Raw genomic sequence first — 23,968 nt, 5'->3', positions numbered from 1 at the left:
CTTCGTCCTTGAATTGTATTTTTGCCGTTTTTCCCGCGACCGCATCGGTGGGACATTTTACTTTCTCTTAACGAGAACTTGAATCTAGTTCGAGTTAAAAATTAAAGTTTATACTTAAACCTTAATTTCTACTTCTACACCACTAGGTAACTCAAGTTTCATTAACGCATCAATTGTTTTTGACGACGACGAGTAGATATCTAATAATCTTTTATAAGAAGATAATTGAAACTGCTCTCTCGACTTTTTGTTAACGTGTGGAGAACGAAGTACTGTAAATAATTTTTTGTGAGTTGGTAATGGAATTGGTCCAGTTACAACAGCACCAGTACTTTTTACTGTTTTTACGATTTTATCAGCAGATTTATCTACTAAATTATGATCGTAAGATTTTAATTTTATTCTGATTTTTTGACTCATTTTCTTAGATTTTAGGCTTCAATCCCTTTAGCTGCTTTAATTACCTCTTCTGAAATGTTTGATGGAGTTTCAGCATAGTGTGAAAATTCCATTGTAGAAGTAGCACGACCAGAAGATAATGTTCTTAATGTTGTTACATAACCAAACATTTCTGATAAAGGCACAATAGCTTTAACTGTTTTTGCACCGTTACGATCTCCCATGTCACTTACTTGACCTCTACGACGGTTTAAATCTCCAACGATATCACCCATATTTTCTTCTGGAGTAATAACTTCTAATTTCATCATAGGCTCCATAATTACGGCTTTTGCAGCTTTTGCAGCAGCTTTAAATCCTAACTTGGCAGCCAATTCGAATGATAATTGATCTGAATCCACGTCGTGGTAAGAACCATCTGTTAATGTTACTTTCATAGCATCTACTTCATAACCAGCTAATGGACCATTTACCATTGCCATTTGGAAACCTTTCTCGATTGATGGAACAAATTCCTTAGGAACGTTACCACCTTTAATTTGAGATTCGAATACTAATCCTTCGGTTCCTTCTTCGGCAGGCTCTAATGTAAATACAATATCTGCGAATTTACCACGTCCACCAGATTGCTTTTTGTAAACCTCTCTGTGTTCTGCACGTTGTGTAATAGCTTCTTTGTACTCTACTTGTGGCTGACCTTGATTTACTTCAACCTTAAACTCACGTTTAAGACGATCTACAATAATATCTAAGTGAAGCTCACCCATACCAGATATAATTGTTTGACCTGAAGCCTCATCGGTTCTTGCTGTAAATGTTGGATCTTCTTCTGCTAATTTAGCTAAAGCCATACCTAACTTATCTACATCAGCCTTTGTTTTAGGCTCTACAGCGATACCAATTACTGGATCTGGAAAATCCATAGATTCAAGAACGATTGGGTTCTTTTCATCTGATAATGTATCACCTGTTTTAATATCTTTAAAACCTACTGCAGCACCTATATCTCCTGCCTCAATAAAATCGATAGCATTTTGTTTGTTAGAGTGCATTTGGTAGATACGAGAAATACGTTCTTTTTTACCTGAACGGTTATTTAAGATGTAAGAACCTGCATCTAAACGACCAGAATAAGCACGGAAGAAAGCTAAACGACCTACGAAAGGATCGGTAGCAATTTTAAATGCTAATGCTGAGAAAGGATCTTTTGCATCTGGCTTACGCACGGCATCTTCTCCTGTATTAGGATTAGTTCCTACAATATTATCTCTATCTGTTGGAGAAGGTAAATAACGACATACAGCATCTAATAAGAACTGAACACCTTTATTTTTGAAAGCAGAACCACAAATCATTGGAATGATAGCCATATCCATTACAGCAGCTCTAAGTGCAGCGTGCACTTCTTCTTCTGTAATAGAATCTTCATCTTCCATGAATTTTTCTAAAAGGTTCTCATCGTAAGTTGCAACTTCTTCAATTAAAAGTGCACGGTACTTACGAGCTTCTTCTTTCATATCTTCAGGAATCTCAATCACGTCGAAAGTAGCTCCCTGAGTTTCATCGTGCCAAACAATAGCACGGTTTTTTACTAAATCTATAATACCTTTAAAATCTGCTTCATCACCAATGTTTAATACAATTGGCACTGCGTTCGATTTTAACATATCTTTTACCTGTTGGCAAACTGCTAAGAAATTAGATCCTTGACGGTCCATTTTATTAACAAAACCAATACGAGGCACTTTATAGTTATCTGCAAGTCTCCAGTTAGTTTCAGATTGTGGCTCAACACCATCAACTGCACTAAATAAGAATACTAAACCATCTAAAACACGTAACGAACGGTTTACCTCTACGGTAAAATCAACGTGACCCGGAGTATCAATAATATTGAAGTGATAATCTTTAGTTTCAGGTACAGGTTGTGCGTTTTCTAAAGGGAATTTCCAGGTACAAGTAGTAGCCGCCGAAGTAATTGTAATACCTCGTTCTTGCTCTTGCTCCATCCAGTCCATTGTAGCGGCACCATCATGAACTTCCCCTATTTTATGAGAAACCCCAGTATAATAAAGGATACGCTCTGTAGTTGTAGTTTTACCAGCATCAATGTGTGCTGCAATACCAATGTTTCTTGTAAATTTTAAATCTCTTGCCATTTTATTTAGAATCTAAAGTGTGAGAATGCTTTGTTAGCTTCTGCCATTTTATGAGTATCAACTCTTTTCTTTACCGCTGCTCCTTCTTCTTTAGCTGCTGCTAAAATTTCTGAAGCTAAACGCAAGGCCATAGATTTTTCGTTACGCTTTCTAGCATAACCAATTAACCATTTCATTGCTGTTGAAACTTTTCTATCTGGACGAATTTGCATTGGAATTTGAAAAGTAGCACCACCAACACGACGACTACGTACTTCTACGTGAGGCATCACATTTGATAAAGCATCTTTCCACAACTCTAAAGCTGTTTTTTCTTCATCTGTTTTCTTTTGATCTACGATATCAATTGCATCGTAAAATACTTTAAAAGCGACAGACTTTTTTCCATCCCACATCATCATGTTAACAAAACGAGTTACTAACTGATCGTTAAAACGTGGATCTGGTAAAAGCGGTCTTTTTTTCGCTGCTCTTTTTCTCATGTCTTCTTCTTAAAGTTTTAAATTACTTTTTAGGGCGTTTTGCACCATACTTAGATCTACGTTGCGTTCTACCTTGAACACCTGCGGTATCCAATGCACCACGAACAATGTGGTATCTAACTCCTGGTAAATCTTTTACCCTTCCACCTCTAACCAATACTATCGAGTGCTCTTGTAAATTGTGACCTTCACCGCCAATGTATGCATTAACCTCGTTACCGTTTGTTAAACGAACCCTTGCTACCTTACGCATTGCTGAGTTAGGTTTTTTAGGAGTTGTTGTGTAAACACGAGTACATACACCACGTCTTTGTGGACACGAATTTAAAGCAGCCGATTTACTCTTCTTGGTTATTTTGGCTCTTCCTTTTCGTACTAATTGTGAAATTGTTGGCATATATTTTATACTAATTTTTTATAATCCCTCGTTAAAAGGGCTGCAAAGGTAGAAATTTTATTTAATAATTCAAATCCTAATTCATTAATTTTCATATCATAGGCGTTTTTTTCGTCTATAGGATTTTTATCGAAGTGTTTTAAATATATGTTTTTAGATAAAATGACCGTTAAAACATATAATTGATACAATAATTTTTAAAAAATTAAATTTTATAATTTCTCCATATTATATCTATTCGTTTTACGTTAGTTTTACAATATTAAAGCTGAAAATTTAATTCACAGATTTGCGTTTTTTACTCCTTATTATTACTAGTCTTTTTTTTGGATCTGTGTATTCACAAAATCTCAATTTAAAAATAATTGGTAAAACCGAATTTGAAACCCAAATTATAGATTCATTAAACTACACTAAAACCCACCCAAACTCCTTATCAATAAAACAAGAAGTTGAAGCTATTAAGCTTGCATTAGAAACAAAAGGACATATTGAATTAAAACCTAACCCAATTAATAAGGTAAACGATTCTTCATTCCATATTCAATTAACCTTAAATAAACGCTACAAACAATTACGCATTTTTTATAATGAAACAGATTTAGACTTAAACATAATAAAGCAGATATCGAGCAATTACAACAAAACTTACTTTGATTTACCATTTACAGAAATTGAAGACGGTTTAAACTATATAAACAATGAAATCTCGAAAACAGGATTACCTTTTGCTAAACTTATGTTATCTAATATAATTATTAACAACGATTTGGTTGAAGCTAGATTAACAACGTCAGATTCAAACAAAAAAAGAATAATCAATAGCATAATTATTAAAGGATATGAGAAATTCCCAAAATCGTATTTAAAACATTATTTAAAGATTAAACAAAATCAAGTATTCAATTTAGACGACATACAAACCAAAACCAATCAATTAAATAATTTAAACTTCGCAAGCGAGTTAAAATCTCCAGAAGTCCTTTTTACTAAAGATTCTACATCATTATATTTATATATTGAAAAAAGACCAAGGAACACTTTTGATGGATTTTTAGGTTTTGGCACAAACGAAGAAACCAATAAAATTCAATTTGATGGTTACCTAAATTTAAATTTAACGAACAACCTTAATTACGGTGAATCGTTAAGTATATTTTATAAAAGCGATGAAAACGACCAACAAACCTTCGAAATAACCACTAAAACCCCCTATTTATTTAACACTGCAATAGGAATAGATTTAGCCTTACACATATTTAAAAAAGACTCTTCGTTTACAACAGCTAATCAAAGCGCTAAACTTAACTATCAAATAAATGCTAAACACAAAATATCTACTGGAATTAACAGCACTACATCAAGCAATTTACTTAACATAACACAAAATTTAAATATTAACGATTACGAATCAACATTCTATACATTAAATTACGAATACTTAAGTTTAAACTCAAACAACCTGCTTTTCCCTATTAAATCCAAGTTTTATATTGAAGGCGGCTTAGGAAAAAGAAAAACCAATATTAACGAGCAACAACAATCACAATTTACACTTGAAGCTTTCAAAATATTTTATTTAAATAATAGGAATAGTTTTTTTTTAAGAACAAACAACGCCTTATTATCATCCAACGCATATTTCGAAAACGAACTCTACAGGTTTGGCGGAATAAATTCTATACGAGGTTTTGAAGAAAACAGTATTTACGCCAATTTATTTAGCGTAATAAACACGGAGTATCGTTATCAGTTATCTAGTAACATTTACATCAATACTATTTTTGATGCAGCTTATTTTGAAAACGACATAACATTAGCCAAGGAGAAATTATTTGGTTACGGCATAGGGCTAGGAATCCTAACAAAATCAGGGCTTTTCAAATTAAATTACGCAAATGGCAAATTTGAAGATTCGAATTTTAAATTTTCAAATTCGAAGATACATATTAGTTTAAAAACTAATTTTTAACTAAAAAATTAAATACAAAAAGGCTGTTTTTAACATAACTTCTTCATTATTCCCTACTTATACCTTTAAAACTATAACCAAAACCCAAAACATAACCCACTAAAGATTATGCTATAAACTTAAAAAATCGTTGCAATTATGTTAACGTTTTTCCCTTTTTTCTAAATTTTAACTTGTTTTTGTTGTTTTATTAACTAATAATTAAGATTTTTGGCATTGACTAATTCAAATAATTTTAAAATGAAAACAAAGTTTAGTGGAATTTTAACGCTATTACTAGCGTTTGTTGTGCAATTAACTTTTGCACAAGAAAAGACAATTTCAGGTATAGTTTCAGATGGTACTGGACTACCTCTGCCTGGAGCAACTGTCTTAGTAAAAGGTACCTCTTCAGGTACATCTTCAGATTTCGATGGTAAATATGCAATTAAAGCGAACACAGGAGATATTCTTGTATTCAGTTTTGTTGGGTATACGTCTAAAGAAATCACAGTAGGTGCTTCAAGCACAATTAATGTTACCTTATCGGAAGATGCTGCGGCATTAGAAGAAGTTGTAATTACCGCATTTGGCCAAACTAGACAAGCCAGGTCTGTAGGTTTTGCATCGACTAAAGTTGATAGTGATGAACTTACCGAGGTTGTAAATGCTAACCCATTTGAATCTTTATCTGGTAAAATCGCTGGTGTAGATATTTCCGCTCCAGCTCAACCTGGTGCATCAACAAAGGTAATTTCTCGTGGGCTAGGTTCTATTACAGGATCAAACAATCCGTTGTATATCGTAGATGGAACTCCAATCTTAAACAGATCTTCAAGTGGGACGACATCGACTAGTTCTTTTGATGCTGGGTCTGGAGCTACAGATATCGACCCTAACAACGTTGAAACCATTAACTTCTTAAAAGGTGCGGCAGCAACAGCGCTTTATGGTTCTAGAGCAGCTAACGGTGCCATAATAATTACCACTAAAAAAGGAAAAGGTAAATTAAAAGTTGAAATTTCTAGCTCTATCGATTTTTCCGAAGTAGCTAAACTAGTTGATGCTCAACAACAATTTGGAACAGGATGGAGCGGTTTATCTTATTCATTTGTTTCAGGAGAAGGTAGTACAGCTGCCAGTAACGAAAATGGTTCTTGGGGAGCAGAATTCGATGGTCAATTAAGAACATGGAGTAGAATTGTAAATGATTCGCAATTGTTAAAACCTTATGTGCCTCTTGAAGACAACTTAAGAGAGTTTTTTGATATTGGAAACACCTACACAAACTCAGTAACAGTTAGTGGAGCTAGCGATAAAGCAAATGCTTCTTTTACTTATTCAAGGGTAGATTCTGATGGTGTATTCCCAACAGAAGCGGATATATACTTAAAAAATAACTTTGGCCTAAATGCTGGTTTAACTTATGATAAGTTAAAAATTAGAGCAAGTGCTAATTACGTGACTAAAACTCAAAACGCTGTACCAACAGGTCAAGGTGATGATGCCGGTTTTGGTAAATCATTAATGCAAGAATTAATACAAATCCCTAATGATATTAGTATAATTGACTTAGAAGATCAAAGTAACATTTTTAATACTCCTAGTTATTTTTATACGCCATATGCAACAAACCCATATACTACACTTAGTAACAATAAAATTGGGATTAATAAAAACAGGTTTTTTGGAAATTTAAATTTAAGTTACGCCATTACCGATAATATTAGTGCATCTTTTCAAATTGGTGGAGATATTGAAAACGAGTATGTAAAAAGAACTGGTGCAGTATTAAATTATATTGAAGGTTCGCCACAAGACCTTGCTGGTGCAAATGCCGTAGTTGGTGCTGTTGGAGAATATAAGTATACAAACAAAGAGTTTGATACATATTTTAATTTAAACTACAACAAAAATCTTAGTGATAACTTAACATTCAATGCTCTTTTAGGTTTTAACTACAACCAGAGAGAAGGCGAATCTTTAAGCACTGTTGTAACAGATTTAGATTTACCTGGATACTATGAAATTAGCAACTCTGCAGGTACTCCTACTATTTCGCAAAATGATTATTTAAGAAGAGGATATGCAGCTTATACTAGTCTAGAGTTTGGATATGTAAACAGATATTTCTTAACGCTAACCGCTCGTAATGATAATACTTCAACACTTCCTGTTGGAAACAACTCATACATATACCCTTCTCTTGCATTAGCGGCAGTTGTATTAGATAACAATAGCTCTTTTGTAAAACTTAGAGGAAGTATCGCTCGTGTAGGTAATGACACTGGAACATATTTAACAGAATCTGTTGCAGGTCAAGCTTCTAATGCCGGATATTTTGGATCTCTATCTTACCCTTTCGGAGGAGTAAATAGTTATGAAATTTATGGCCAAATTGCAAACCCTAATCTTAAACCGGAAATTACTGATGAAATTGAACTAGGTTTAGATGCTAGCTTTTTTAATAATAGATTAGGTGTAGATTTAGCTCTTTACAACAGAGACACAAAAGATTTAATTGTAAGTTTAGATGTACCAAGGTCAACTGGTTATTCGAGTGTTACAGGTAACTTTGTAGATTTAACAAACAAAGGTATTGAATTAACCTTAACAGGTAAACCAATTGTAAGTAAAGACTTTACTTGGGATGTAACTTATACATTTTCTAAAAATGACAGTGAAGTAACAGATGTCGCAGGCGATCAAGATCAAATAGACATATACTCTGCTTATGAAACATACTTCAGAGCAGAAGTTGGCAAACCTCTAGGTGTATTCTACGCGCCTTCTCCAGACACAACTGAAGACGGTCAAATTATTGTAGATCCTGCTACTGGATATTATTCTTATGATGGTACGGAAGATTACCAAGGAACTTCACAAAGAGATTTTATAATGGGATTACAAAATGTATTCACTTATAAAAACTTTAGATTAGGAGTTAATTGGGATTGGAAACAAGGAGGTGTGATGTACTCTTACACTAAACGATTAAGTTATTTTGTAGGAAATGGCATTGAAACAACCTATAATAACAGACAATCTTTTATAGTGCCTAATTCAGTAGTAGATAATGGAGATGGCACATATAGCGAGAATACTACTTATGTTGATTACGAAGATATTACTGGCTTTTATAGTGCAAGTTCAAACCAAGCTATTGAAAACGAACATATAATTGACAAAAGCTTTGTTAGACTTAGATCTCTATCTTTAGCCTATAACGTTAATAGAGATTTTCTTGAACCATTAGGATTAACGGGATTATCATTCTCTGTTTACGGTAAGAACCTATTCTTATGGACTCCTAGTGACAATACTTATGTTGACCCAGAAACTTCTACATACGGATTCGGAATTAGAAGTGAATTTGGTGAGTTTGGAACAAACCCTTCTCAACGTACTTATGGTGCAACTGTTAAATTATCATTCTAAAAATAAATGAAAATGAAAAATATTTATATAAAAATAAAAGTTGTATTTATTTCACTAATATGCTTTCAAGCGTGTGATATGGATTTAGATATCAATACAGATCCAGATCTTTTATCTCCAACTGATATTCCTATTTCTGCAGAATTACCAACATCAATAACAGGAGTAGCTACCGCCGCTGGTACATACTTTGCAATTCCTGGTGGCTTATGGAGCCAATTTTATACACAAAGTGCTGTAGCGAACCAGTATAGAGTAATTGATGATTATTCTATGACCAACAGTAGTGGATTAATTACAGGTGGTTGGGCTCAAATGTATGACGCCTTAACAGATATTAGAAACATACAATCAATCTCCTTAGAAGATGAAAATTGGAACTATTATTTAATCGCTACAACTTTAGAAGCTTATTCTTTCCAGTTATTAGCAGATTTCTATGAAAACGTGCCTTATACTGAAGCGAACGATCCTACAATATTAAGTCCTTCATTTAACACAAGTGAAGAGATTTATGATGCCATTACGGCCGAACTTAAAAATGCCCTTGCCAAAGATTTATCAGAATCTCCAGTAGACAACACTCCTGGTACTGATGATTACATTTTTGAAGGTGATATGGACAAATGGACTCAGTTCGCAAATACATTATTACTAAAAATATACCTAAGACAATCTAATGCAAGACCTTCGGTTGCTCAAAGCGGTATAACATCATTAATTAATTCTGGCGTTTCATTTCTAGACGATGCAGCTGCTATAACTCAATATATTGACGAGGACAGTAGAAGTAACCCATTATATGAAAATGAAAGAAGACAATTAAATGTTGGAACAAATTTAAGAGCCAGTAGTACATTAGGCACTTACTTACAACGTAATGGAGACACAAGACTTGATGAATATTATGATGGTGTAAATTTTCAAGAACAAGGTAACTTTGAAGATGGAACTGCAGATGCCTCATTACCAATTCTTAATGCAACAGATGCATTTTACTTTATGACTAAAGCAGAAAGCAAGTTTATTCAGGCTGAAGCTCGAGTACGTTATATGAGCGGCACAGGTGCACAAGCTTTATATGAAGAAGGTGTTACTGCAGCATTTGAAAGATGGGGATTAGATGCTTCAACATTTATTTCTGGAAATTATGCTTACCCTAATGGAAGCAATGAAGAAAATATAGAAGCTATAATTCTACAAAAATGGGTTGATTTGTTCCCTGGAAGTGGTTTCGAAAGCTTCATCGAACAAAACAGAACAGGCTATCCTAGTATTAGTAGTGTACCAACTACAGATCTATCTTACGTACCAGGGCAATTAACATACTCTGTAGAAGGAACTACATTAGGTGCATTCCCTAAAAGATTTGAATATCCAAATGATGAATTACAAACTAATGTAAATGCTCCTACTGAAATTTTAGATATTACTGAAAAAACTTGGTACGCAAATTAAAAAAAAATATTTATGAAAAATTTAAAAAATTATATCGCAGTATTTATATTATCAGGATTGATTCTTACATCATGCTCTTCTGATACAGATACAGCCGATGTTTCGCAGATAACGTATTTCAATATTATTGAATTACTAGGTGATGAGGTTACAACACACCCAGTAGGAACCACATATACAGATCCAGGAGTGATTGCTTACGAAGGTGACGAAATTGTAACAGATCGAATCATAACAGACAACCCTGTTGATGATAGTACCATTGGAATATATTATATAAATTATAGTATAACAAATGCAGACGGATTTGAAAAAGTGGCAACAAGGACTGTAATCGTTCATCCAGAAAACGATTCTGGAGTTGATTACTCTGGAGTATACACAGGTGAAGCTAGAGGAGAAACAATGATCGCTGGTTGTAATATTACTAAAATAGCTCCTAGCACGTATGTAGCCGATGATTTTTTTGGTGGAGTTTATTGTTGTGGAGCACGTAATTACGGCTTAGCTTACAGACTATTAACCTATTTTTATGTAAGCGACGATAACACAACATACACTTGGTTATCAACGACTTCTCCTTGGGGACCATGGGAAATTTTAAATAGCGCAATAGATGGAACTACATTAAGTCACACAGTTCAACAAGGTACTTTTGGTTTTGATGTTAAATTAATAAAAGAATAAAAAATGAAAAATATAATAAAAATGAAATTTTTATCAGTAGTTCTGATTACATTATTCAGCACCATTTTCATTTCATGTGATGAAACTGAAGATTATGATGTTGGATTAACAAATGTGTCGGAAGTGAGTGGAGATTGGTATATACAATTCTTAGTTGACGGCGTTGACGTATATAACCTAGGATACCAATTAATTACAACTACTAATTCTTCAAGTAACACATCGACAGAATTTATAATTGATGATAGAGAACATACTTGGGCCTTCAAAGTAAAATGTCCAATAGATTTAACAACAAAAACATTTTCTGGAGAAAGCCTTTCTAGTAATGTAGATGGTTATGAAGTTGACGTTACAATTACAAATGGAGCAATTGTAGAAGACGGTACTGTTAGTTCAGGAGGTAATACAGTTGATAGCATATATTTTGATGCTGTTTTTTCTGATGATCCTACTACAGTTTACCAAATTACAGGCTATAAAAGAACTGGCTTAGCAGAAGACGAACATTAAAAAGCTAAAACAGAAAATTAGTTAATTACAAAAACCACTCTGAAAAGAGTGGTTTTTTTATACCTTTACACCAATGGAAAATAGCACACAAATTTTTGGTATTCGCGCTATAATTGAAGCGATAAATTCTGAAAAAACTATCGATAAAGTTTTTTTACAAAAAGGTTTACACGGCGATTTATTTAACGAATTAGAATCGTTGGTTAATAAAACAGGCATTGCAAAATCATATGTTCCGGTAGAAAAACTAAACCGATTAACTAAAAAAAATCATCAGGGTGCTGTGGCACAAATATCGCCTGTTGAATTTTATGATATCGAAAATTTAGTGGTTAATGTTATGGAGTCTGGTAAAACGCCACTTTTCCTCCTACTCGATCAACTTAGTGATGTTAGAAATTTTGGAGCCATTATTAGAACTGCAGAATGTACCGGTGTTAGCGGTATAATTATACAAAAAAAAGGTGCTGCCCCTATTAATGGTGATACTATAAAAACTAGTGCAGGTGCCGTTTTTAAAGTGCCAATTTGCAGAGTAGACCATATTAAAGATGCCGTATTTTATATGCAAGCATCGGGTATAAAAGTAATTGCTGCTACCGAAAAAACTAACAATACGATTTACGATGTTTCGTTTACAGAACCTTGCGCCATAATTATGGGATCGGAAGGCAGAGGTATTAATCCATCGGTATTAAAAGTGGCCGACGATAAAGCTAAATTACCTTTAATGGGCGACATTGAATCGTTAAATGTTTCTGTGGCTTGTGGTGCATTTTTGTACGAAGCTGTTAGACAGAGACGATAATTTTCAAAACAGTATAAACATGAAAGAAATACGACATTATTCGACTAAAGAATTTTCCACTTTCTCCTCGAATTTCATGTCTCAAAATATTAACATAGCTCAAAATATTAAAGAAAATTTAGTCTTAAAAGCTCATGTAATTAGTGAGTTTACGTTAAATTGCTATATACAATCAATATCAAAGCAAAGAAACTTAAATATGTTTAAACAAAATATAACATATTCAAAGAAAATATTTTTAGCAGAACAATTTGGAAATTTGCCATTCGAAGTTATTGAGATTTTAAAAAAATTAAATACAATCAGAAATGACTACGCACATAAATTAATATTAGATGATTTAAATCTTTCACTAATGTTAAAAAAAATAATATTATTTTATAATCAGAATAACCATGATAATATTACTTTAGATGAATCGAATATCTCAGAGTATTTTAGAAACTTTTCGTTTTTACTATCATACATCAACGGATACATATTTGGTATATACAAACTGACCACAAACCACAAATAGATAAAATCTAGCTAAAAACACTACTCCTCGTCTTTTTTCTTAAAAATATATCGAATTTGAAGTTGTTCTGTTTCTTCCTCGACCTCATCTTCAGGTAAACTTTCTATAAAATTTCCGTTTTCGTCGAAGTGTTTTAAAAACGGGTCATCATCTTCGTTATAATGTTCTTCCTCCCAAGCGAACTTTTTAGGTTTGGCTATTTCTTTCTTAAATAGTAAAGCAAAAAGTAATCCGGTTATTAATCCGGCTAAATGGCCTTCCCAGGAAATACTATTATCAACCGGCATAGTATACCAAATCATGCTTCCGTATAGAAAAACAACTAAAAGCGACAAAGCTATTAATCTATAATATTTAGCAAAAATACCTTTAAAAAAAGTAAAACTAACTAATACATAAATTAATCCGCTTGCGCCAATATGATAAGAGGGTCTGCCAATACACCACGTTAAGAAACCTGATAACAAAATGCCGTAAAAAAGTACTTTCCAAGCTATTTTCCTATAGAAATAAAACAACGCAGTAGACAACACAAACAACGGTATAGTGTTGTGATAAATATGCTCGATACTACCATGAATAAATGGACTAAACAACACGCCTCGCAATCCTTTTAATGTTTGTGGATACACGCCATATTTGCTAAAATTATACCCAAATCTAACCTCGGCCCAAAAAACAATCCAGATGGTGAGAACAAAAAACACAGGGTAAGCAATTACGCCTGTTGAGAATTTAAATTGTTGCGATTTATTCATTGCTGTTAAAATAGCAAAAAAGCATCCAAGTTTGGTTTATGTGCTAAATTGGCAGATAAGCCCGCGTGAGCGATTGCAGTGAAAAGCCCACAGCGTAGCGAGGACTTGCAACGGAAAGCGCGACCCGTAATTATATGAAGGGGCACGCCCAAAACCTAAAAATTTCTGTAATTTTACATTTATGAATGCAAACGAGCCTTTAGCGGAACGATTACGACCAAAAACATTGGAAGATTATGTGAGCCAAGAGCATTTGGTGGGTAAAAATGGTACGCTTACACAGCATATTAAACAGGGTTTAATTCCGTCGATGATTTTTTGGGGACCTCCAGGTATTGGTAAGACGACTTTGGCTAATATTATTGCAAACCAATCTGGCAGGCCATTTTATACGTTAAGCGCAATTAGTTCTGGTGTTAAGGATGTTCGTGAGGTTATTGATAAGGCCAAAAACAGCGGTGGCTTGTTTAATACCAAAAACCCTATTTTATTTATTGATGAAATACATAGGTTTAGTAAATCGCAACAGGATTCGTTATTACAAGCCGTAGAAAAAGGCTGGGTAACACTTATTGGTGCCACTACCGAAAACCCGAGTTTTGAGGTTATTTCGGCATTACTTTCGCGCTGCCAAGTGTATATTTTAAATGCTTTTGATAAAGATGATTTAGAAACGCTTTTAAAGCGGGCTATTTCTGAAGATGAATACATATCGAATAAAAACATTACGCTAAAAGAAACTAAAGCATTATTGCGACTTTCTGGTGGCGATGCCAGAAAACTACTTAATATTTTCGAACTTATTGTGAATTCGTTTGATACGGACGATGTGGTTATTACCGATGATGTGGTTCTGCAAAAAGTACAAAACAATACGGTGCGCTATGATAAAACTGGCGAACAACATTACGATATTATTTCGGCATTTATTAAATCGATTCGCGGTAGCGACCCAAATGCTGCGGTGTATTGGCTTGCTCGCATGATTGAAGGTGGCGAAGATGTAAAGTTTATTGCTCGCCGTATGCTTATAGCTGCTAGTGAAGATATTGGTAATGCCAACCCTACAGCTTTGGTTATTGCAAACAACACGTTTCAAGCGGTAACCACCATTGGCTACCCAGAATCGCGTATTATTTTAAGCCAGTGTGCTACTTATTTAGCCTGTTCGCCTAAAAGTAATGCCGCTTATGCTGCTATTGGTAAAGCCCAACAATTGGTTAAACAAACTGGTGATTTAAGTGTGCCTTTAGAAATAAGAAATGCCCCAACTAAACTTATGAAAGATTTGGGCTATGGCGATAATTACAAATACGCACATAACTATGAAAACAATTTTGCAAAACAAGAGTTTTTGCCTGATGAAATTAAAAACTCCAAACTTTACGACCCCGGAAATAATGCTCGTGAAAATGCACACCGTAGTTTTTTAAAGGAACGATGGAAGGACAAGTACGGATATTAGGTTTTCTTGTTTCTTGTTTCTTGTTTCTTGTTTCTTGTTTCTTGTTTCTTGTTTCTTGAAAACTAAAACGTATGGAGTTACTATAATGCAATTAGAGAAATATTTTATTAACAAAAGAATAAATCAACTAACAATAAATACACAGAAATTCATGACGCAACAAATGCCTACTACCTACTGCCTACTGCCCTCTATGCACTAAAAACCTAAAAATTAATATTTAGCTCTTTTTGCTGTGCGCCAGCATCGGTATTGTACTCGTAAATCCATTTGTTATCTTGTTTGTAAATAACAGAATCTTCGCCTTCTACTAAAAACAAATCTTTACGACCTGTTTTTTTTATTTTGAATACTACTTTTGGTGTACTGTCTACTAATTGAAATCCTGTTGGTGTTTCTTGAGCATACAATATTTGAGCTTTAGCAGGTAAGCTTTTAGTTACTGGTACTACTTTTTTTGGTTGTGGCTCGATTGGTTTTACAGCCTTAGCTGAAGTTTCTCTTTCTTTTTTAAGTGCTTCTAATTCTTGTTTTAAACGCGCAACCTCTTTTTCTTTTTCTACGTTCGCAGCTGCAACTTTTTCTGATATTGTTTTTTTCGCTGGCAAACTACCCTCGCTTTTAGGCTCGTATTTATGGTTTAATAATTCAATAGATTTAAAAGCATCTCTTAAGGCTTCATGATAAGCTACTTTATATTCTTTTTCGCGGCTCTCTCCTAATTGTGAAGTAAACACTAAAGCTCCGTTACAATCTTTAAGTTGCACAGACAACTTGGTTTTAAACATGCCAGAATCTTTAATAACATCGGAGCTTAAAGCTAAACAACGATTAAAAGCCATTTCTTCGGGGAAATTCTCACCTTCTAAAACAGCTTCGAAGCCATATTTTTCGAATAAAAATTTAGTTAACGAATTTAATTGGTATTGATCTGCTTCTTTTAAAAAATCATATTTATTTTGAACAATAACATACTTGTAGTTATTTAAGTTTTTTTGCGCAAAACCAGCAGAACATAGTAGTAAACTTACTCCTAAAAAAAATAATTTAATTTTCATTTTTATTAAATATATAATTAATTCCAAATTGTAAAGATACACTACGTGCATCATAAATATTCTTAAAATTAAGCAAATTATCGGCCATTGCATAAATATTTAATCCATAGATATGCGTAGAAATCCCCAAACCAAAATTGTAAAAGGTGTAACTATCTACAGTATAAGTAGCTTTGGCATCAAGCCCATTAAACAAACGTCGGTAATAATAAGCAGATAATGCAAACTGAGGTGATTTTGGTCTTTTTATTGCATATAGATGCGCCCCAACACGATTTATATAGCCTCCATTTTCTTGCAAGCAATCACAATCTTTAAGGCGTTTTTTCCCAAACGAATAATTTAAAGAAGCATTTAATTTTACAGGTCTCAATGTAGTATAACGTGTCGCGGTGGTATCAACTTTAAATAATTCTTCAATTTCTTCTTCAATTTCACTCCAGTAACTATCTGCAGTTTCTCCATCGGTTTCTGGAAATAACGGATCAATACCTTCGTAAACATAAGTACCGTTAAGCTCGTAATTTTCTACATCTTTTTTATGTGAAATAAAACCAATATCGACTAAAGAACCGTCGACATGCCATTGTTTATCAATTTGGTAAGTAAATCCCAAATCGAGACCTAAACCTAAATTTCCACCAAATAGCAACCTTTTTCGTAAGGTTGAAATATCTTCACTAAAATTAGAGTTATCATCATTAATTAAACTGGCAATCCCCGACGTTTGTACGGCCATATCTAAATTAAAAGTATGCGACAATAAATTATTATCACCCACTCTGGTTACAATAGAACCCTTGTTCGCCGCAGAAGAAACATTGGCTACGCTAGAGTAAATTTTACCGCGAATACCGTAAGTAAATTTATCGTTTACTTTTTTATTGAAACCTAAATGTAGTACAGAAATTAATTCTGATTTAAAACTTAAATCACCTACATTAAAAACTCTATTCGTATTACCAACATTACCTTCGTAAGCTAAAATGGCATAATCTCTTGGTATATATGCTATAAAATCGGTTTCTTGATACCATCCAAAACTTATGTATTTGTCTTTTTTAAAACTCGGACCAAAAGCAAACCCACCAGAGAAGAGTTCTAATTGCTGGGTTGCAGTAAAAAAATCTTTACTTTTTACACCATAAATAGCCGATTTTAGTTTCGTGTTAAAATCTATATTGTTATCGGCAAATAAATCGTATACTGTTACTTTTGATGTACCAACGTTTAAATGAAAATGAGACAATAACGGTATACCAACATGTCCACTTTGATTTACATTGGCTCCAGGATTAAGCAGTAAATTTTGAGGAATATCTGAAAAACCATATAATAATTGCTTGTTTTGCGAAAAGCAAAACACACTTATAAAACTTAATAACCACAGAATATGCTTCATTTTAACTTTCTATATTAAAATAAAATATTCCTTTTGATTTAAGAGAAATAGCGCCTTGGGTTTCACTATTTAGTGCCTCACCGGGAAGCATAGAAATAACAAACTCTAATATAGACGTGTTTTTTATAATGTTTAAATTATCATCTTCGAAAGTAGCAATATGTGGTGAAGTTTCTAAACTTGAAAAGCTGTAGGTATATAAATAATTTCCTGTTTCGGTATAAAAATTAACTGCATATTGAAATTCTCTGGGTAAAGTGTTTTCCGTTTCAAAATGCAAATCAACTTTTGTAACATTATCATTAATAAACTGATCGTTAAAAATATCGACTTCAATAAAATCGGTTTCTGTAGTTACCACTTCCTGTCCGTTTACTAAAAAATCGTTTACCTCGGCTTGGGTGTAAACAAGGCTTAACTCTACGGTTGGTGAAATTTGAATTTGGTTTGCTTGGTTAAAATCTACCTCTTCTGCACAAGATGTTAACAAAATAATACCAATAAAAAAAGGGATGATTTTAAACATAAATAAGGTTACTTTAAATATATTAACTTCTTAAAACTTGGTTTATTGTTAATTATAAAAATAGCTTTAATTCAATTAAATTATTTACTCTATTAAGGTTATTTCTTTGATTTATATCTGCTTTATTAAAATAAATAGCTTCCATACCAACAGCTTGAGCTCCTAAAATATCTGCTTCAAAATTATCGCCAATCATAACACTTTGTTGCTCGTTACAATTCGCTATTTGCATGGCATAATTAAAAATTTTAGGATCGGGTTTTTTAACTCCTACCATCTCAGAATTTGTTACCGTTTTAAAAAAATTATGAATGTTAGAATTCACTAGTTTTTTTTGCTGAACCTTATCGAATCCGTTAGTAATAATGTGCAAATTATAATTCGTTTGCAGATATTTTAATATTTCGAATGTATTCTCAAAAAGGTAATTAAAACTAGAAAGATAGGTGATATAATCTTCTGATAATTTATGAATTGTTTCAGCTTCAACCGCATGATTAACAGCCTTAAAAGCATCATTTAATCTACCAAAACGCAAGGCTTCTTTTTCTACTTTTCCTTCTCGAAAAAGCTTCCAGTAATATTCATTTATCGGAATATATTCAGCTATAAAAGCATCAAAACTTACTATAATTTGATTTGTTTTGAATATTTTTTGAAATGTGAGCGCCGAGTTTTTATCGAAATCCCATAGTGTGTGATCTAAATCGAAAAACACATCTGTAATACCCTTAAGCTTCATTTGCCGAATCTAATATTAAATTGAACAATTCTTTAAACCCTTTCCATCGTGGTTCGTCTGTAAAGGTATAATTATGAAAAACTGCAACAAACTCACCATTTACTTGCTTTACTTCATTTATAATTTGATTTAACACCTGCTTTTTATCTAGTAAAGATTTATGTTTTAAAAGTGCATAATCCATAAGATGATAAGCGTTTATTAACAAAGGGGTTTGTATTTCGTAATCTAAATCGTAAAACAAAAACGGCGTGCAGGTTCCTGCCCTAAACCCTATGGTATTTACGTATCCCATAGTATAATCTTCATTTATTTCTAATTCAATTAAATTGCGATAAGATTCTGGTAAGTTAAGTTTGGAGTAGGATTGACGAGACGCTCGTAATGCCGTGTTTAAGATGTCTTCCATCCTTAACTTTTCCTTTTTTAACAACTGTAAATCGTTTAAAGCAAAATACGAAACTTTTATACCCACTAAACAATAATCTGCTACATGCTTTATTAGTGATACAAATTTTTTATTGTTTACGCTTATACTTTTGTCGAAGGTTGAATAATCTCCTAACAGAAAAAAGAATTGAAATTTATATTTTGAATAACGCTGTCTGTTAATTATATACTTAAAAGTATCGAACGGGTCGTGCTTAAAACCAATTAAAACTGCGAACCTTTCATATAAACTTTTAAACCTTAAATGTAACAAATCACGAATTACGCCACCAATAGTTCGAACAATTCCTTTTGCCATGTAATTATATGCATTTGGAACATCAATAATTGGTTTGAAGCTGTATGTTTTATCTGGGAATTTATATTCAGGGAACTGTTGCTGTAAAGCATCTTTAAATTTATAAGCCCAAATATCTACAACCGGTTGATTTAAAAAACCTTCATTAAATGCCAAACTTTGAGAAGCTGGAAAACGCCCATAGTCGTCTTTAACATGCGGTAAATATTCTTCATAGCGCGACAATAAATAAAATGAAGCTGCAAAAATATCAAAGGGTAAAGCACTTTTTTCTCCATTAGCAAAGAAACATTTTGTATTTTCCCATGTTTGTACATTAATTTCTACATCGGCTAAACCTTGCTCGAATAAAATATCATGATTTTTTATAAAAAACTCATTACTTAGTGGTTGTTTAGTGTACGACATTTTTAAACTGTCGTGCGCAATAAAATCTTCTACTTTTGTAGTAAAACCAACTTGAACCTTTAAAATACGCGTACACACATGTTTAAAAACATATTTTAATCGTGGCGTAATTTTATGAGTGTAAACTAAAAGCATTAAAATTAATTCTAGGTTAAAAATAACAAATCAAACCGTTTTAATATGCTTTTAAGGTTAAGGTTAGTTTGCTAATTGTAGTTTATAAAATGGCTTCATCGGCGAAACTAAAATAGGCTTTTTCGGTTATAATAACATGATCTAGCACTTTTATATCTAAACTTTGTGCTGCCACTTTTAGTTTGTTAGTAATTTGTTTATCGGCTTCGCTTGGTTTTAAAGTTCCCGATGGATGGTTATGCGATAAAATTAAACTCGTAGCTCCAACCTCTAACGCTTGTTTTAACACCAAACGAACATCTACAAGCGTTCCTGTAATACCGCCTTTACTAAGTTGATTTTTTTGAATTACTTTATTAGAATTATTTAAATAAATAATCCAAAACTCTTCATGTTGTAATTCGCCAATTACGGGTTGCATCATTTCGAAAACCGAATGACTTGATGTAATTTGTTTTTTTTGAAGCGCTTCTTCCCCACGACGACGACGTCCTAACTCTAAAGCTGCAGAAATACTTATAGCTTTTGCTTCCCCAATGCCTTTAAAAGCCATGAGCTGTTTTACAGATAGTTTTCCTAATTCACTTAAATTATTATCTACACTTGCCAAAATACGTTTGCATAAGGCTACGGCACTTTCTTCACGACTGCCTGTACCAATTAAAATGGCTACCAATTCGGCATCGCTTAATGCGCCTTTACCTTTATGTAGCAATTTTTCGCGTGGTTGATCGTCTTGACTCCAATTTTTTATGGAAAAGGAAGTTGATTTTTCTTGCATTTGATAAATATATAAATTGTAACTTTAGAAATAAAAAATCTGTAGTATGAAATCCATTTTTAGTACTCAAGCAAAACAAGAACTAGAAAATAGGGTGAACAATTTATCTGAAAAATCGAGAGCGCTGTGGGGGAAAATGAATGTTAGCCAAATGGTTTGGCATTGTCAAGGTCCTTTAGATATAATGCTGCAAAACAAGACTTTTGGAATGTCTTCGAGTTGGATTGCTAAATTATTTTTTAAAAAATCATTATATAATGATAAACCTTGGAGAAAAGGTTTACCTACATCGAAATTTTTAAAAACCACCGAAACTAAAAATTTAACAGAAGAAAAAACCAAATTATTAAACTTAATTAGTGAAGTTCATAGCCAACGCGACAAAGCTGAATGGGCTCCTCATCCGGCATTTGGTTATTTTACAAACGAACAGTGGGGGCAATTACAATATAAACATCTAGATCATCATTTAAGACAATTTGGTGTTTAAACTAATCTACAAATAAGTTCCTCCTAGCATATTGCTACTAAATATTAAACCTAAAACAATAATTATGTTGGCTAGATTCTGTTTCCAAAATTTAACCAATTTGTATATTACCGCTTTAGGTATTTTAATATAAATATTCATCGCTTCTATCTTTAAAAGTACTAACTATATCAAAGGCCGATAAAAAGCCAAAATAATTATACACAGACTTAGAAACTATTAAATACAATTTTAACAAAATTTAATATTATAAAACGCAATATTAAAAGTAATACTATTAAATTTGTGAAGTATAGGATTAATATTGATGATAGATTTACTAGAAAGCTTTAAAATAGAGGTTCCAGAAGGCATCTTTATTAAAGACCCGGAAACTTCTAAATTAGGAAAGCGTATTGTTAAGCATAGCATTTTGCTTATTAACGAACTAGGGTTTGAGCAATTTACCTTTAAAAAGCTAGGTTTCGCTATTAATTCGAATGAAAGTTCTATTTATAGATACTTTGAGAGTAAACACCATTTACTAATGTATTTAACCTCATGGTATTGGGTATGGATTGAATACCAATTGGTTTTAGAAACATTTGCCTTAAAAAATCCAGAAAAAAAATTAAAAAAGAGTATTACTGTTTTAACACGTACAACTAAAGAAGACAGTGATTTTGAACATATTAACGAGGTTTTACTTAATAAAATTGTAATTAACGAAAATGCCAAAGTTTATTTAACACACGATGTTGACACCGAAAACGAAGAAGGTTTTTTCATGCCTTATAAACGTGTAGTTAAGCGCTTTGCTTCAATAATTTCAGATTTTAACACCACTTACAAGTACCCGTTAAGTTTAGCCAATACAATCATTGAAGGCGCTTTACAACAGCACTTCTTTAAAAATCATTTTAAAAATATTACCAACTGTAACGAAAAGACATCTGTAACTAAGTTTTATACAAACTTAATCTTTAATACGTTAAAGCATGAAAAATAACAGCGTACTATCACCATGGAAACGCTTTATAGGCCTAATACAATTAGAAAAAAAAGACATTTTTAAAGTTGCCAATTTCGCTATTTTTGAAGGTGTTTTAGCCTTAACCTTACCACTGGGTATTCAAGCCATTATTACACTTTTACAAGGCGGACAAGTATCTACCTCTTGGATCGTTTTAGTAGTATTAGTAACTACTGGAGTAGCTTTTACAGGCATTTTAAAACTAATTCAAATACGAATTATTGAGAATATACAACAACGTATTTTTACCAGAGCATCTTTTGAATTAGCTTACAGATTTCCTAAAATCAAAATGAATGAAATGCGAAACTACTATTTACCAGAACTGGCGAATAGATTTTTCGATACCTTAAGTATTCAAAAAGGATTATCAAAAATTTTAATTGATATTCCTTCAGCGTTTATTCAAATTATTTTCGCACTAATTCTATTAGCTTTTTATCACCCATTTTTTATTCTTTTTGGGTTACTGCTACTCGGGTTAATTTTTGTTGTTTTTAAATATACCGCACAAAAAGGTTTAGATACGAGTTTACAAGAATCTAAATACAAATACAAAGTGGCGCACTGGTTAGAAGAAATTGCAAGAACCGTAATTAGCTTTAAACTTTCAGGTAAAACTAAATTAGCTTTAACTAAAACAGACGATTTGGTTTATGATTATGTAGATTCTCGTGAAAAACACTTTAGAATTTTAGTGCTTCAGTTTAAGCAAATGATAGGCTTTAAAGTTGTTGTTACAGCTGGTTTATTGCTTGTTGGCGGTTATCTAGTATTACACCAACAAATGAATATTGGACAGTTTGTTGCGGCCGAAATCATCATCTTATTAATTATTGCTTCAGTTGAAAAACTTATTCTAGGTTTAGAGTCGTTTTATGATGTATTAACTGCCATCGAAAAGCTGGGACAAGTGGTAGATAAATCCATAGAAAAACAATCTGGAGAAGAAGTCTCCGAAACAAAACCTATAACCATAGAATTAAATAATGCCGATTATCGCGTAGAAAACAGAAAAAAACCCATTTTAGAAGATATTTCGTTTACCATAGAACCTAAAGACCGTATTTTAATTCAAGGGGAAAGTGGCTCAGGAAAATCTACATTATTACAGTTAATTTCTGGTGTTTTAACTCCAACCGATGGGCATATTTTTATTAACAATTTATCCTTAGAAAGTTTACATATAAATAAATACCGATCACATTTAGGCATGGTTATGTCTGAAGAAACTCCTTTTGAAGGTACAATACGAGAAAATTTAACCTTTGGAGACAAGAATATTTCTGATGAAGATATTTTTGAAATTTTAGACCGTGTTGGCTTAACTTCATTTTTAAAACAACAAACTAAAGGCTTAAATACACTTTTAAAACCTGAAGGCAAGCAAATTCCATATTTTATTTCGGCTAAACTACTTTTAGCTCGAGCCATATTAAAAAAGCCTAAAGTTTTAATTCTTGAAGAACCATTAAAACAGTTTAACATAGAGGAATCTGAAAAAATATTTAGTTTTATTTGTGCCCCATCAAACCCGTGGAGTGTTATTGTTGTTAGTAATCTTAACTTCTGGAAACGCATGTGTAACAAGCATATAACTTTAGAAGATGGTCGCATTATTAAATCGTAAAACT

22 protein-coding genes are annotated in these 23,968 nt (G+C 32.7%); 11 read left to right on the top strand and 11 right to left on the bottom strand.

Going from position 1 to position 23,968, the window contains the following annotated elements; genetic code table 11:
- Window positions 1–114 precede the first annotated feature (114 nt).
- From rpsJ to rpsL, 4 genes are read right to left on the bottom strand one after another with little or no spacing between them, the layout of a single operon-like run.
- Entirely contained in the window at window positions 115–420 is a 306-nt protein-coding gene (rpsJ, locus tag PW52_RS01200; protein ID WP_044626940.1) for a 30S ribosomal protein S10, read from the bottom strand.
- 11 nt (window positions 421–431) lie between these two features.
- Window positions 432–2,558, bottom strand: a complete 2,127-nt coding sequence (gene fusA / locus PW52_RS01195) for an elongation factor G (RefSeq protein ID WP_044631094.1) — start codon at window positions 2,556–2,558, stop codon at window positions 432–434.
- 5 nt (window positions 2,559–2,563) lie between these two features.
- Complete coding sequence (rpsG, locus tag PW52_RS01190) at window positions 2,564–3,040, bottom strand: 30S ribosomal protein S7 (RefSeq protein WP_044631093.1); 477 nt, start codon at window positions 3,038–3,040, stop codon at window positions 2,564–2,566.
- Between the two features lie 22 nt (window positions 3,041–3,062).
- On the bottom strand, window positions 3,063–3,437 hold the full coding sequence (rpsL, locus tag PW52_RS01185; protein WP_044626943.1) for a 30S ribosomal protein S12: 375 nt from the start codon (window positions 3,435–3,437) through the stop codon (window positions 3,063–3,065).
- Window positions 3,438–3,726: 289 nt separating this feature from the next.
- Here rpsL and PW52_RS01175 point away from each other — a divergent pair, with 289 nt between their 5' ends.
- The 7 genes from PW52_RS01175 (at window position 3,727) to PW52_RS01145 (ending at window position 12,809) form a co-directional block, all read left to right on the top strand.
- Entirely contained in the window at window positions 3,727–5,409 is a 1,683-nt protein-coding gene (locus PW52_RS01175) for a POTRA domain-containing protein (RefSeq protein WP_044631091.1), read from the top strand.
- A gap of 240 nt (window positions 5,410–5,649) precedes the next feature.
- A complete protein-coding gene (locus PW52_RS01170) occupies window positions 5,650–8,826 on the top strand; it encodes a SusC/RagA family TonB-linked outer membrane protein (RefSeq protein WP_044631090.1) in 3,177 nt (1,058 codons plus the stop codon).
- A 12-nt stretch (window positions 8,827–8,838) separates the two neighbouring features.
- Window positions 8,839–10,284, top strand: coding sequence for a SusD/RagB family nutrient-binding outer membrane lipoprotein (locus PW52_RS01165; RefSeq protein WP_165586738.1), 1,446 nt, complete (start codon window positions 8,839–8,841; stop codon window positions 10,282–10,284).
- A 12-nt stretch (window positions 10,285–10,296) separates the two neighbouring features.
- Window positions 10,297–10,971, top strand: coding sequence for an immunoglobulin-like domain-containing protein (locus PW52_RS16975; protein ID WP_052823307.1), 675 nt, complete (start codon window positions 10,297–10,299; stop codon window positions 10,969–10,971).
- 3 nt (window positions 10,972–10,974) lie between these two features.
- Complete coding sequence (locus tag PW52_RS01155; RefSeq protein WP_044631088.1) at window positions 10,975–11,484, top strand: lipid-binding protein; 510 nt, start codon at window positions 10,975–10,977, stop codon at window positions 11,482–11,484.
- A gap of 73 nt (window positions 11,485–11,557) precedes the next feature.
- Window positions 11,558–12,292, top strand: coding sequence for a 23S rRNA (guanosine(2251)-2'-O)-methyltransferase RlmB (gene rlmB, locus PW52_RS01150; protein ID WP_044631087.1), 735 nt, complete (start codon window positions 11,558–11,560; stop codon window positions 12,290–12,292).
- Window positions 12,293–12,311: 19 nt separating this feature from the next.
- A complete protein-coding gene (locus PW52_RS01145; protein WP_131453959.1) occupies window positions 12,312–12,809 on the top strand; it encodes a hypothetical protein in 498 nt (165 codons plus the stop codon).
- 20 nt (window positions 12,810–12,829) lie between these two features.
- On the opposite strand, the gene PW52_RS01140 is transcribed toward PW52_RS01145, so the two are convergent.
- A complete protein-coding gene (locus PW52_RS01140) occupies window positions 12,830–13,567 on the bottom strand; it encodes a rhomboid family intramembrane serine protease (RefSeq protein ID WP_044631085.1) in 738 nt (245 codons plus the stop codon).
- A gap of 181 nt (window positions 13,568–13,748) precedes the next feature.
- Between PW52_RS01140 and PW52_RS01135 the strand changes: the two genes are divergently transcribed.
- Complete coding sequence (locus PW52_RS01135) at window positions 13,749–15,032, top strand: replication-associated recombination protein A (protein WP_044631084.1); 1,284 nt, start codon at window positions 13,749–13,751, stop codon at window positions 15,030–15,032.
- Between the two features lie 206 nt (window positions 15,033–15,238).
- Here PW52_RS01135 and PW52_RS01130 read toward each other — a convergent pair whose 3' ends face one another.
- The 6 genes from PW52_RS01130 to radC form a co-directional block, all read right to left on the bottom strand.
- Window positions 15,239–16,090: a hypothetical protein gene (locus tag PW52_RS01130; RefSeq protein ID WP_044631284.1), complete on the bottom strand. Its 852-nt coding sequence runs from the start codon at window positions 16,088–16,090 to the stop codon at window positions 15,239–15,241.
- A complete protein-coding gene (locus tag PW52_RS01125) occupies window positions 16,080–17,492 on the bottom strand; it encodes a DUF5723 family protein (protein ID WP_044631083.1) in 1,413 nt (470 codons plus the stop codon). The genes PW52_RS01130 and PW52_RS01125 overlap by 11 nt, the downstream gene beginning before the upstream one ends.
- 1 nt (window position 17,493) lies before the next feature.
- Entirely contained in the window at window positions 17,494–18,018 is a 525-nt protein-coding gene (locus PW52_RS01120; protein WP_044631082.1) for a hypothetical protein, read from the bottom strand.
- A 52-nt stretch (window positions 18,019–18,070) separates the two neighbouring features.
- Window positions 18,071–18,760, bottom strand: a complete 690-nt coding sequence (locus tag PW52_RS01115) for a YjjG family noncanonical pyrimidine nucleotidase (protein WP_044631081.1) — start codon at window positions 18,758–18,760, stop codon at window positions 18,071–18,073.
- Window positions 18,750–20,051 (bottom strand): polysaccharide deacetylase family protein, encoded by a 1,302-nt coding sequence (locus PW52_RS01110; protein ID WP_044631080.1) that lies wholly within the window; start codon window positions 20,049–20,051, stop codon window positions 18,750–18,752. Before PW52_RS01110 ends, PW52_RS01115 begins: the two co-directional genes overlap by 11 nt.
- 82 nt (window positions 20,052–20,133) lie before the next feature.
- Window positions 20,134–20,832: a RadC family protein gene (gene radC / locus PW52_RS01105; RefSeq protein ID WP_044631079.1), complete on the bottom strand. Its 699-nt coding sequence runs from the start codon at window positions 20,830–20,832 to the stop codon at window positions 20,134–20,136.
- Between the two features lie 46 nt (window positions 20,833–20,878).
- On the opposite strand from radC, the gene PW52_RS01100 reads away from it, so the two are divergent.
- The 3 genes from PW52_RS01100 (at window position 20,879) to PW52_RS01090 (ending at window position 23,964) form a co-directional block, all read left to right on the top strand.
- Window positions 20,879–21,322 carry a DUF1569 domain-containing protein gene (locus tag PW52_RS01100; RefSeq protein WP_044631078.1) on the top strand — a complete coding sequence of 148 codons (444 nt, stop codon included), beginning with the start codon at window positions 20,879–20,881 and terminating at the stop codon, window positions 21,320–21,322.
- A 307-nt stretch (window positions 21,323–21,629) separates the two neighbouring features.
- Window positions 21,630–22,310 (top strand): TetR/AcrR family transcriptional regulator, encoded by a 681-nt coding sequence (locus PW52_RS01095; protein ID WP_044631077.1) that lies wholly within the window; start codon window positions 21,630–21,632, stop codon window positions 22,308–22,310.
- Window positions 22,300–23,964 (top strand): peptidase domain-containing ABC transporter, encoded by a 1,665-nt coding sequence (locus PW52_RS01090; RefSeq protein ID WP_044631076.1) that lies wholly within the window; start codon window positions 22,300–22,302, stop codon window positions 23,962–23,964. Before PW52_RS01095 ends, PW52_RS01090 begins: the two co-directional genes overlap by 11 nt.
- Window positions 23,965–23,968: the final 4 nt, after the last annotated feature.

It is taken from the genome of Neotamlana sedimentorum (assembly GCF_000943565.1).
Classification (GTDB): Bacteria; Bacteroidota; Bacteroidia; order Flavobacteriales; family Flavobacteriaceae; genus Neotamlana; species Neotamlana sedimentorum.
The sequence above is the reverse complement of the archived record's forward strand: the minus strand, read 5'-3'. Positions and strand labels throughout refer to the sequence as shown.

Bases quoted from the DNA above. Each gene is read 5' to 3' on its own strand.
- rpsJ (WP_044626940.1), bottom strand. From the start codon at position 420: ATGAGTCAAAAAATCAGAATAAAATTAAAATCTTACGATCATAATTTA.
- fusA (WP_044631094.1), bottom strand. From the start codon at position 2,558: ATGGCAAGAGATTTAAAATTTACAAGAAACATTGGTATTGCAGCACAC.
- rpsG (WP_044631093.1), bottom strand. From the start codon at position 3,040: ATGAGAAAAAGAGCAGCGAAAAAAAGACCGCTTTTACCAGATCCACGT.
- rpsL (WP_044626943.1), bottom strand. From the start codon at position 3,437: ATGCCAACAATTTCACAATTAGTACGAAAAGGAAGAGCCAAAATAACC.
- PW52_RS01170 (WP_044631090.1), top strand. From the start codon at position 5,650: ATGAAAACAAAGTTTAGTGGAATTTTAACGCTATTACTAGCGTTTGTT.
- PW52_RS01165 (WP_165586738.1), top strand. From the start codon at position 8,839: ATGAAAAATATTTATATAAAAATAAAAGTTGTATTTATTTCACTAATA.
- PW52_RS16975 (WP_052823307.1), top strand. From the start codon at position 10,297: ATGAAAAATTTAAAAAATTATATCGCAGTATTTATATTATCAGGATTG.
- PW52_RS01155 (WP_044631088.1), top strand. From the start codon at position 10,975: ATGAAAAATATAATAAAAATGAAATTTTTATCAGTAGTTCTGATTACA.
- rlmB (WP_044631087.1), top strand. From the start codon at position 11,558: ATGGAAAATAGCACACAAATTTTTGGTATTCGCGCTATAATTGAAGCG.
- PW52_RS01145 (WP_131453959.1), top strand. From the start codon at position 12,312: ATGAAAGAAATACGACATTATTCGACTAAAGAATTTTCCACTTTCTCC.
- PW52_RS01140 (WP_044631085.1), bottom strand. From the start codon at position 13,567: ATGAATAAATCGCAACAATTTAAATTCTCAACAGGCGTAATTGCTTAC.
- PW52_RS01135 (WP_044631084.1), top strand. From the start codon at position 13,749: ATGAATGCAAACGAGCCTTTAGCGGAACGATTACGACCAAAAACATTG.
- PW52_RS01130 (WP_044631284.1), bottom strand. From the start codon at position 16,090: ATGAAAATTAAATTATTTTTTTTAGGAGTAAGTTTACTACTATGTTCT.
- PW52_RS01125 (WP_044631083.1), bottom strand. From the start codon at position 17,492: ATGAAGCATATTCTGTGGTTATTAAGTTTTATAAGTGTGTTTTGCTTT.
- PW52_RS01120 (WP_044631082.1), bottom strand. From the start codon at position 18,018: ATGTTTAAAATCATCCCTTTTTTTATTGGTATTATTTTGTTAACATCT.
- PW52_RS01115 (WP_044631081.1), bottom strand. From the start codon at position 18,760: ATGAAGCTTAAGGGTATTACAGATGTGTTTTTCGATTTAGATCACACA.
- PW52_RS01110 (WP_044631080.1), bottom strand. From the start codon at position 20,051: ATGCTTTTAGTTTACACTCATAAAATTACGCCACGATTAAAATATGTT.
- radC (WP_044631079.1), bottom strand. From the start codon at position 20,832: ATGCAAGAAAAATCAACTTCCTTTTCCATAAAAAATTGGAGTCAAGAC.
- PW52_RS01100 (WP_044631078.1), top strand. From the start codon at position 20,879: ATGAAATCCATTTTTAGTACTCAAGCAAAACAAGAACTAGAAAATAGG.
- PW52_RS01095 (WP_044631077.1), top strand. From the start codon at position 21,630: ATGATAGATTTACTAGAAAGCTTTAAAATAGAGGTTCCAGAAGGCATC.
- PW52_RS01090 (WP_044631076.1), top strand. From the start codon at position 22,300: ATGAAAAATAACAGCGTACTATCACCATGGAAACGCTTTATAGGCCTA.